General features: G+C 71.8%; 9 protein-coding genes. 6 read left to right on the top strand and 3 right to left on the bottom strand.

Annotated features, from left to right (window positions below; all coding sequences use genetic code 11):
* From AB0F71_RS23870 to AB0F71_RS23850, 5 genes are all read left to right on the top strand, one after another.
* Positions 1 to 438, top strand: a 438-nt coding sequence (locus tag AB0F71_RS23870; RefSeq protein WP_360237806.1) for an FAD-dependent oxidoreductase, incomplete at its 5' end; no start/stop codon positions are given.
* Positions 439 to 545: 107 nt separating this feature from the next.
* Positions 546 to 875 (top strand): thioredoxin, encoded by a 330-nt coding sequence (trxA, locus tag AB0F71_RS23865; protein ID WP_360237804.1) that lies wholly within the window; start codon positions 546 to 548, stop codon positions 873 to 875.
* A 137-nt stretch (positions 876 to 1,012) separates the two neighbouring features.
* A complete protein-coding gene (locus AB0F71_RS23860) occupies positions 1,013 to 2,008 on the top strand; it encodes a DsbA family protein (RefSeq protein ID WP_360237802.1) in 996 nt (331 codons plus the stop codon).
* A 169-nt stretch (positions 2,009 to 2,177) separates the two neighbouring features.
* Positions 2,178 to 3,557, top strand: a complete 1,380-nt coding sequence (locus tag AB0F71_RS23855; RefSeq protein WP_360237800.1) for a DUF1254 domain-containing protein — start codon at positions 2,178 to 2,180, stop codon at positions 3,555 to 3,557.
* Positions 3,558 to 3,686: 129 nt separating this feature from the next.
* The gene (locus AB0F71_RS23850; protein ID WP_360237798.1) at positions 3,687 to 3,842 is read left to right on the top strand and encodes a hypothetical protein; all 156 of its coding nucleotides are present in this window, start codon (positions 3,687 to 3,689) and stop codon (positions 3,840 to 3,842) included.
* Positions 3,843 to 3,941: 99 nt separating this feature from the next.
* Here AB0F71_RS23850 and AB0F71_RS23845 read toward each other — a convergent pair whose 3' ends face one another.
* Positions 3,942 to 4,571, bottom strand: a complete 630-nt coding sequence (locus AB0F71_RS23845) for a TetR/AcrR family transcriptional regulator (protein WP_360237796.1) — start codon at positions 4,569 to 4,571, stop codon at positions 3,942 to 3,944.
* Positions 4,572 to 4,873: 302 nt separating this feature from the next.
* On the opposite strand from AB0F71_RS23845, the gene AB0F71_RS23840 reads away from it, so the two are divergent.
* On the top strand, positions 4,874 to 5,374 hold the full coding sequence (locus AB0F71_RS23840; protein ID WP_360237794.1) for a hotdog fold thioesterase: 501 nt from the start codon (positions 4,874 to 4,876) through the stop codon (positions 5,372 to 5,374).
* 107 nt (positions 5,375 to 5,481) lie between these two features.
* On the opposite strand, the gene AB0F71_RS23835 is transcribed toward AB0F71_RS23840, so the two are convergent.
* The gene (locus AB0F71_RS23835; RefSeq protein ID WP_360237792.1) at positions 5,482 to 6,063 is read right to left on the bottom strand and encodes a TetR/AcrR family transcriptional regulator; all 582 of its coding nucleotides are present in this window, start codon (positions 6,061 to 6,063) and stop codon (positions 5,482 to 5,484) included.
* A 185-nt stretch (positions 6,064 to 6,248) separates the two neighbouring features.
* On the bottom strand, positions 6,249 to 10,094 hold the full coding sequence (locus tag AB0F71_RS23830) for a beta-ketoacyl synthase N-terminal-like domain-containing protein (RefSeq protein WP_360237790.1): 3,846 nt from the start codon (positions 10,092 to 10,094) through the stop codon (positions 6,249 to 6,251).
* Positions 10,095 to 10,193 lie beyond the last annotated feature (99 nt).

Below are 10,193 nucleotides of genomic sequence, written 5' to 3'. Positions count from 1 at the left end.
ATGCAGGAGCGTGCCTTCGCCGACCCGAAGATCCGCTTCGAGTGGGACAGCGCCGTCGACGCCATCCACGGCGACCCCAAGCTGACCGGCGTCACCCTGCGCACGGTGTCGAAGGACGGGGGCACCACCGGCGAGACCCGCGAGCTGCCCGTCACCGGCCTGTTCATCGCGATCGGCCACGACCCGCGCACCGAGCTGTTCAAGGGCCAGCTCGACCTCGACGCCGAGGGCTACCTCAAGGTCGACGCCCCCTCGACCCGGACCAACATCGAGGGCGTGTTCGGCGCCGGCGACGTCGTCGACCACACCTACCGCCAGGCCATCACCGCCGCCGGCACCGGCTGCTCCGCCGCGCTGGACGCCGAGCGCTACCTGGCTGCCCTGGACGGCGTGGAGGCCCTGGCCGCCACCGCCGCCGCCGTCGCCGCCGTCGTCTGACCGGGCCCGGCCCCACCACCACCCCTCACCCCTCACCCCGAGCCACCCGACTCACCCCGACTCACCCCGACTCGCCCCGAGTCACCAACAGATCAAGGACAACTCCCATGGCCGGCACCACCATCACCGCGACCGACAGCAACTTCGAGGAGCTCGTGTTTCAGAGCGACAAGCCCGTCCTGGTCGACTTCTGGGCCACCTGGTGCCCCCCGTGCCGGATGATCGCTCCCACCCTGGACCAGATCGCCGCCGAGCACGGCGACCGCCTGACGGTCGTGAAGGTCGACATCGACAAGAACCCCGCCCTGGCCACCCAGTACGGGATCATGTCCATCCCGACCTTGAAGGTCTTCGCCGGCGGCAAGGCCGTCAAGACCATCGTCGGCGCCCTGCCGAAGGACGAACTCAAGCGGAACCTCGCCGACTTCATCGGCTGACCGCCTCGGACGCGGGGGCCGGGTCGCACCGGCCCCCCGGTCGTCAACCCACTCCGCCGGCCGCGGCGCCCATCGCCCGCACCGGCCTGCACAACCGCACGGCAAGCAGGAACCTCAGACAGGACACGAGGGCGAGGATGCGCATCGAGATCTGGGCGGACGTGGTCTGCCCCTGGGCCTACATCGGCAAACGCCGATTGGAGGCAGCCCTCGCCGACTCGGCGTGGTCCGCCCGCGACACCGATGTCGTCTGGCGCCCCTACCGGATCGACCCGACGGCCCCGGCCCAGGCCGTCCCGACGGAACCGGACCGGCGCGACCCGATGATCGACGCCGCCGCAGCCCGGTGCGCGGTGGACCCATCGACCACGCAGAGCCGGGCGACCGCAGCCGACCGGGTACCGATCTCCCGAATCGCAGCCGCCGAAGGACTCGGACCGAACTGGGGCCCGGCCTGGCGGTCCAGCAGCCACGACGCCCACCGTCTCCTGGCCCTCGCCCACGAGCACGGCGGCAGCACGCTGCAGGACACCGTGGCCGAGCACCTGATGCGGGCACACTTCGTCGAGGGCCACGACATCAGCGCGCGTGACACGCTCCGGACCATTGCGGCCACCGCCGGATTCGCCGAAGCCGCCGCTCTGCTCGACACCGACGCGGCCGACCGCACCGTCCGCGAGCTCCGTCTGATCGGCAAGGCGCGGGGCATCAGGACCTCCCCGACGATCGTCGTCGGGGACCGGGCCCTGGCCGGCGCCCAACCGCCCGACGTCATCGCCGAGTTCCTCGCCGCCGCAGGACCGGAACGCGATGTCCCCGAAGAGGTCGGGCGCCTGCGGTACGCCGAGTCGCTCCTGGACCTACGCGACCCGCTCGGAGCGCTCACCCTGCTCCGGCCGCTGCTCGACGACCACGGAGACGACCTCAACGTACGCCGCCTCGCCGCCCGCGCCTACTTCACCTCCGCCCAGCTCGGCCGCGCCCGGCAGACCCTGGAACAGCTGGTGGCCGAAGTGCCGGACGACTCCTACCTCCGGCTCATGCTCGGGCGCACCCTCCAGCGCCTGCACCTTGACGACCAGGCCGCTCCACACCTGAAGATCGCTGCCGCCATGACACCGGAGTTCGCCTGACCGGACTTGCCCGGCGCCGAACTGACACTCAGTCAACCTACTTGATCACCAGCGGAGTTCGAAGATTCCGGTTGGGGACGACCTCCACAAATGGCTTGTTCTGCTCCTGTAGCCGCCCGGATGCGGACTGTAGCGTCGGCGCCTCCAAGCACCTGGAAGGGACGATGGCATGGCCTTACCGCACGACTCCGCGCAGCACTCGGCAGGATCGGCAACGGACGTGTACGTCTTCGGCTACTCGCTGGTGACGATGGAGCTGACCCGGCGGCTGCAGACGAACACCGTCAAGGTGGGTTCGACGCAGGCGCCGCCGAACCAGCTCCTCCAGTACTCCGCGCCACCCACGCCCGAGATGAGGGACGTGGTCCGACCGAACGTCGACACGCTCTACACCCAGGCGTGGCTGGACCTCGCGGCCGAGCCGATGGTGCTCGAGGTGCCGGTCATGGACGAGGGCCGCTACTGGCTCATGGAGCTCCTGGACGCGTGGACGAACGTCGTCGGAGACCCGAACAGCATCAAGCCGCTCGCGACGCCGGTCACCGACCCGGCCACCGGCGCCGAGGTCTACTGCTACGCGCTGACCGGACCCGACTGGCAGGGTGAACTCCCCAGCGGTGTCCATCGGTTGCGGATGCCGACCGACACGATCTGGCTGCTCGGCCGCACGGAGATCCACAACACCGGCGAGGAGGAGATCCAGACCGTCACCGGCTACCAGAACCTGATGCGGCTGCTGCCGCTGAGCGCGTGGCCCAACAACGGCAGCTACGTTCCTCCGGACGGCGTCTACGACCCCGACGTCCCCAGCACGCCGCCCTCCGAGCTGGTCAACGTGACGATGACCGGCCCCGAGTTCTTCGAGGAGCTCGCCGCCCTGCTGACCCGCACACCGCTCAACCCGCCGGATGCGGCGATGTCCGCCGTGCTCGAGGAGTTGGGCGTCCACCCGTACGACCGCTCCAAGCTCCCCACCGACGCCCAGCTGGGGCTGGCGAAGCACCTCGGCCTGTCCAGGATCAGTCGGCACAAGGCCTCTGAGCCGGTCAACGGCTGGACCTTCACCAGAACCGACATCGGCTACTACGGCACCGACTACACCCAGCGCGCCTACATCACCGCGATCGGACTCGGGGCCAACCTCCCCGAGGACGCCCTCTACCCGAGCATCGCCGGCGCGGCGACCGACGACACCGGGGCGCCGCTCCGCTACACCCTCACCTTCCCCGCCGGGCAGCTGCCGCCCGTCAACGGGTTCTGGTCGCTGACCGCCTACGACTCCGACAGCTTCCTCATCGCCAACCCCGCCGACATCTACGCGGTCGGCCACTACGTCGCCCCCGTGGCCGACTCGGACACGGGCGCGACCACCTTGTACATCCAGGCCGACCCGATCGCCGACCCGGAGCTGCGGGCGACCAACTGGCTCCCCATCGACACTGAGGGGAACTTCTCCGTCACCCTGCGGCTGTACGCGCCGCGCACCGATGACATCCCCGCGAGCTGGCCGCCGCCCCTGGTACAGGAGAGGGGCGACCACTCGGGCTGACCCGCCGAAGGGACCGCGACCGACGGTCCGCGACCGACGGTCCCCGCGCACCGCACGCCGTCGTGGCCCGCCCGGCACATCCGGGCGGGCCACCGCCTTCTCGACCGGTCGAGTCGCTCAGGACGAAAGGTGACGACCTCTTCGAGCGCTGGTACTTCGGGCTGCTGGCACCCGCCGGGCGGACCCGCTGGACGCGGCACCGTCCTGGGCCTGGACAACCGCACCCAGGCCGCGATCCTCGCCCACCAGCTCGGCCTCACCGACGACGGCCCGACGCCGGCCTGACCCGGCGCGAGAGCCCCGCCCGAGACCCGCGCCGAGCCGCTGGGCGCTGGGCGCTGGGCGGCGGGCCGGAGGCCGACCCGCAGCCTGCCGGTCGAGGGGTCAGTGCGGGCCGGCGCTGAGGATGCTGGGGAGGACCATGTCCAGGACGCGCTGGAGTTCCAGCCGCAGGTCCAGGTCCTTGAGGTCGTTCCGGCGCAGCCGGAACAGGGCGCCGAGGTAGGCGTCGCGGAGGAGGTGGCCGACCTGGAGGGGATCGGTGCCGGTGCGGATCTGGCCCTTCGCGATGCCGGTCCGGATCACGTCCGCGAACATCTCGGCGGTGTAGGGGTGTTCGGTGATCGGCAGGCCCGCCCGGACCCAGCACATCAGCATGACCTGGTTGAGTTCCGCCGACTCCTCGTCGTTGATGTCGACGAGCGCCGTCATGCACCGTCCGAGGGCTCTGCTCACGTCCACCTCGGCGAGCGCCTCCTGCTGGAGCTTCTCCTCCAGCAGCTCTCTGCGCCGGTTGCTCCAGGTGGTGATGAGCTCTTCCTTGTGCTGGAAGTGGTTGAAGAAGGTGCCCCGGGCGACGTCGGCGCGTTCCGTGATGTCGTCGATCGTGGTCTGCTCGAACCCCTTCTCGGCGAAGAGGCTCAGGGCGGCCGAGAAGATACGTTCCCTCATCCGCTGCTTGTTGCGCTCCCGGCGGCCCGTCGGGACAAGTGCGACGGCGGCTTCGTCGGCCATGCGTACTCCTGTGGTGAGGGTGTCAGGTCCTGAAGTCCTGCTCCACGGGGTGGGAGCTCCCCGGTCACCGGCGCGGCGTCCGAACGAGCCCGTGGAGGGCTGGGTCAGCCCTTGCATAACTTATACTAGGATTTAAGTTTAGAGTCACATGCCAGGTTCATGTTCATGTGGGTCAGGATCGCGGCGTCGCGCAGTTTCTGACGGGGAGACGTCAATCACAGTGCGGCGATGGACAGCTGGGGCAAACTACAGTCCGTACGAGCGATCCTTTCTCGACCCCATCGCCGATCGGAGCCGCACCCATGGGTGAGCAGACCCAGACGCAGACCATGCCGCGTACCGTGGCGATCCCGCCTGAGGTCCTCAGCCGTTTCGCCGACGGCGGCGTCGACCTGGAGGCGATGTTCGCCTCCGGGCACCTCGGCAACCGCATGGGCATCGTGCTCGTCGAGGCCACCGCCGACCGGGTCGTGGCGACCATGCCGGTCGAGGGCAACACCCAGCCGTACGGCCTGCTGCACGGCGGCGCCTCGGCCGTCCTGGCGGAGCACGTGGGCTCGATCGGCGCGACCCTCCACGCCGGTCCCGAGCGGGTCGCGGTCGGCGTGGAGCTGAGCTGCACCCACCACCGGGGGATGCGCGAGGGGACGGTCACGGGCACCGCGACCCCGGTCCACCGCGGCCGCACCACGGCGACCTACGAGATCGTCATCACCGACGACCAGGGCCGCCGGGTCTGCACCTCGCGCCTGACCTGCCTGATCCGGGACGTGGCCAAGGGTGGTGCGGGCGCGTCGCACTGACGATCCGTCACAGCTGTCCCGCCGAATTCGAAGACGCCGCCCGGTGATCGGGCGGCGCCTTCGAGTTCGTGCGTGGGTCCGCGCACCAGGGGGGTCGGCCGCGACGGCTACTTCCGGCTCCCGGCGACGGGGCTGTCGTCGACGATGCTGGGCAGCAGGAAGTCCACGATGCGCTGCAGCTCCGCGGCCAGGCCGTCACCCTTCAAGTCGCCGCGGCACCACCGGAACAGCGCGCCCAGGTAGGCGTCCCGCAGCAGGTACCCCACCTGCATGGGGTCGACGCCGGGCCTGATCCGGCCCTCCGCCAGTCCGGCCCGGATCACGTTGGCGAACACCTCGGCCGTGCGCGGCGGTTCGGTGATCGGCAGGCCGGCCCGGACCCACGAGGTGAGCATGACCCGGTTGAACTCCGGCTCCTCCTCCTCGTTGATCTCGACGAGTGCCGTCATGCACCGTCCGAGGGCGACGCACAGGTCGTCGTTCGAGGGCGTCCTCTGCCGCATCTTCTCCTCGAATCTCGATTGGCGCTGGCTGCTCCAGGTGGTGACGAGCTCTTCCTTGTGCTGGAAGTGGTTGAAGAACGTGCCGCGCGCGACGTCGGCGCGCTCCGTGATGTCGTCGACCTTCGTCTGCTCGAAGCCCTTCTCGGCGAAGAGGCTCAGGGCGGCGGAGAAGATTCGTTCCCTCATCCGCTGCTTGTTGCGTTCGCGGCGGCCCATGACAACGGGCGCGAGAGGGGGGTCAGCAGTATGCATACGTTCTCCAGCGACAAGGGAGTGGACCTTGTAACCATCTGTTGCACGGCCCGTACGGCCGGGCCCGGTCCTCCTCTGCGGAGTTATACCAGAAGTTAACTTTGATGCGTAGTATTCGTTTAAACCTCAGTCGATTCCAGGAGTCGGCCGATGGTCTCCTGGCCGAGCAGGCGCCCCACGGGCAGGTCGATGCCCGTCGCGGTCCGGATGCGCTGCCGTAGCCGGACGGCCGTGATGGAGTCGAGGCCCAGCTCGCGCAACGGCCTACGGCGGTCGAGGCGTTCGGGGGTCGTGCCGAGCAGCGCCGCGGCGTGCGTCAGCACGGCCGCCTCGCGGTCGCCGGCCTGCGCGGGAGCGGGTGCGGGTACGGCCTCGGGCACCGCTACGGGCGCGGCGGCGGATACGGCGGCGGGCGCGGGCACGGGCCCGGCCTCCGCTGCCACCGGGCCGGTCAGCCGCAGGAGTTGGACCCCGTGCAGCTCCGCCAGCACGTGGTCCCCGTCGTCCGTGTGGAGCACGACGTCCGCGCGGACGACGGAGTCACCGGACGCCGTGCCCTCCGCCACCGGCCGGAGCACGGCCGAGCTCCACACCGGCTTCGCCAGGTCCGTCGCGTCACCGTGCACCGTCACGGCGTCGACGCCGACGGCCAGGTAGCTGTGGCTCGCGCCGTCCGGCCCGCCGTGGGGCAGCACGGCGAGCAGCGGCTGCAACGGCACCTCCCAGGCCGCGGGGTGCCCGGGGGCCGGCAGGTGCATCCGGGCCACCGCGAGGCCGGTCCGCCGCCAGAGCCGTCGGACGCCCGCGAGTTCGTCGGGGACGTCGTAGCCGTACCCGCGGACCTCGTCGTAGAAGTCCGGCCCGGGCAGGTACTCGCCGCACTGCGCCAGCAGCGCGTCCAGGCTCCGGGGTGAGGCGCCGCCCCGGGGCGGGGTGGCGGTGACCCGGGCCGTCAGGCAGGTCAGCGCCGGCTCGCTGCCCGAGCCGGGGGTGACGACCTGGACGGTCGCGAGGTGGTCGGCACCCTCGGGGCGCAGCCTGACCCGGAGGGAGGCGCCGAGAGCCTGTCTGCGGTCGACCAGTTCCCCGGTCAGGGTGACGTCCTCCAGGCGGTGCTGCCCGCCGAGTTCGGCGCGCGCCGCGCTCAGTACGGCGTCGACGTACACCATCGGCGGTACGACGGCCGTGCCGCGGAACGACGCCCCCAACGCCTCGATGTCCAGCGGCCGCTCAAAGGTGAAGCCGGTGGCGGCCGGAGGGGCGGCCGGTACCCGCAGGTGCTCGTCGTCCCAGGGGTAGCGGGGCAGCGGCACGGGGCGGGCCGTGCCCCGGAACCACCGGGTGAAGTCGATCCCGGCGCCCGCGGCGTGCAGGCGGCCGGCCGCGCGGGCGAGTTCGGCGCCCTCGTGCTCCCTGCGGCGCAGCGAGGCGACGGTGAAGGCCGGGGCGCCGAGCGCCTCCAGGGTCTCCTCCACGGCCGAGGTCAGCAGCGGGTGCGGGCTGATCTCCAGGAAGACGCTCTCCTCCTGCTTCGCCAACTGTGCCACGGCACCGGCGAACCGCACCGGGCGCCGCAGGTTGTCCATCCAGTACCGGGCGTCCAGGGCCGTCCCGGGGACGGGCTCGGCGCGCACGGTGGAGTGCAGCGGCAGCGACGTCCCGCGCGGTTCGAGGCCGGTGAGGGCGTCGAGCAGCTCGGGCCGCAGGGCGTCCATGTCGGGGGAGTGGGAGGCCACGTCGACCTTGACGAACCGGGCCAGCCGGCCGCGCTCCGTCAGGCCCTCGGCGAGCCGGGCGAGGCTCTCCGGATCCCCGGCGAGGACGGTGGAGCGCGGTGAGTTCTCCACCGCGACGCACAGCGCGTCGGGGTACCGGGCGGCGACCAGCTCGGCCTCGTCCGGGGACAGGTCGGTGGCCAGCATCCGCCCCCGGCCGCCGAGTCGGGCCATCAGCCGGCTGCGGCGGCAGATGACGGCGGCGGCGTCGCGCACCGTCAGGGCGCCGGTGATCACGGCGGCGGCCGCCTCGCCCATGCTGTGCCCGACGCACACGGAGGGGCTGACGCCGAGGTCCTGCCAGAGGGCGGCCAGCGAGACCTCCATCGCCCACAGGGCCGGCTGGACGACGTCGATCCCGGTGGGGAACTCCTCCTGCTCGCGGTTCAGCAGGTCGACGACGGACCAGCCCAGTTCGGCCCGGATCGCCGTGTCGCACTCGGCCATCCGGTCGCGGAAGGCGGGGAAGGCCGCCAGCAGCCGGCGCCCCATGCCCGCCCACTGCGCGCCCTGGCCGGGAAGGACGAACACCGTCCGGCGCTGCGGGCCGAAGCCGGCCTCGCCGCGTCCGCCGTCGGCGATCTCCCGGCCGGCCGCCAGCGCCTCCAGCCGGTCGGCGAGCTGCTCGTGGCTGTCGCCGATCGCCCACATCCGGTACGGGTGGTGGTCGCGGCGCAGCGCGGCCGCGGCGCAGATGTCGCGCAGGGGCTCCCGGTGGCCCGCGCCGCCGGGGCGCAGGTGGCGGGCGTAGGCGGTCGCGAGCCGTTCCAGGGAGCGTTGCGACCGGGCGCTGATCACCAGCAGCTCGGGGCGCCCGTCCGTGGTGGCGTCCGTCGCGGTGTCTGCGCCGGTGCCCGATGCGGTGGACTCGGGGGCGGCCTCGGCGGGGTACGGGCTCAGCACGACATGGGCGTTGGTCCCCGACAGGCCGAAGGAGCTGACTCCGAGGTAGCTGGACTCGCCGTCCCCGAGCGGCTCGTTCTCGGTGACCACGCGGACCGGGGAGCCCGGGGCGGCGATCAGCGGGTGCGGACTGTCCAGGTGGAGCGAGGCGGGGATGACGCCGTGGTGGGCGATCAGGACGGTCTTGATCAGCCCCGCCATGCCGGCGGCCGCCTCGGCGTGGCCGATGTTGGACTTCACCGAGCCGGTCCGCAGCGGCCGGCCCGGGGCGCGGCCTTGGCCGGCCGCCGCCGCCAGCGCGGACAGTTCCACCGTGTCGCCGACGGCGGTGCCGGTGCCGTGCGCCTCCACGTAGCCGAGGTCGGCCGGGGATATCCCGGCGCTGCGGCAGGCCTCCCGGACCATCTCGGCCTGGCCCGGGACGGAGGGCTTGACCAGCAGTCCGCTGCTGCGCCCGTCGTTGTTCACGGCGCTGCCGGCCAGCACCGCCAGGACCGGGTCGCCGTCGCGGCGGGCGTCCGCGAGGCGCTTGAGCAGTACCACGCCGACGCCGTCACTGCGCACGAACCCGTCGGCGTCGGCGTCGCCGAACGCGCAGTGCCCCTCCGGCGAGAGCATGCCCGCCTGCGAGTAGGCGATGGCGTCCCGGGGGGAGAGGACGATGTTGACGCCGCCGACGACGGCGAGGTCGCTCTCCCCGGTGAGCAGGCTCTGCCGGGCCATGTGCACCGCGACCAGGGAGGAGGAGCAGGCGGTGTCCAGCACGATGCTGGGGCCGCGCAGGTCCAGCGCGTACGAGATGCGCCCGGAGGCCATCGACCGCAGCTGGCTGCCGACGGTGCGCCAGATGTCCTGGTCGGTCAGCGGCCGGTGCTCGTCGCCGTACTCGGCGGTGGCCTGGCCGACGAAGACGCCGGTCTGGCTGCCGGCCAGGGTGGAGGGGCGGAGGCCGGCGTCCTCCAGCGCCTCCCAGACGACCTGGAGCAGGACGCGGTGCTGGGGGTCGATGGTGCGGGCCTCGGCGGGCGAGATGCCGAAGAAGCCGGGGTCGAAGGCGAAGGGGTCGCCGATGAACCCGCCCTTCGCCGACACGGACTTGCCCGGGGTGGCCGGGTCGGGGGAGTGGTGGGCGGTCGCGTCGTACCGGTCGCCGGGAACCGCCGTGACGCTGTCGGCATTGCCGATCAGGTGCTCCCAGAACTCGTCGGGGTTCGAGGCGCCGGGGAATCTGCATCCCAGGCCGATGACGGCGATCGCGCGGTCGGACGCTACCTCGGGCTGATCCATGGGGCGTACCTGCCTTCATGTACGAGCGAAGCATCGGTGCTACAGGAGTGATAGTCGTTCAATCATTGATGCAAGGTCAAGATTGAACTCGCGCCGCCT

It is taken from the genome of Kitasatospora sp. NPDC028055, from assembly GCF_040637885.1.
Lineage (GTDB): Bacteria > Actinomycetota > Actinomycetes > Streptomycetales > Streptomycetaceae > Kitasatospora.
Note: the sequence above shows the minus strand (reverse complement) of the source record. Positions and strands in the feature narration are given on the sequence as shown.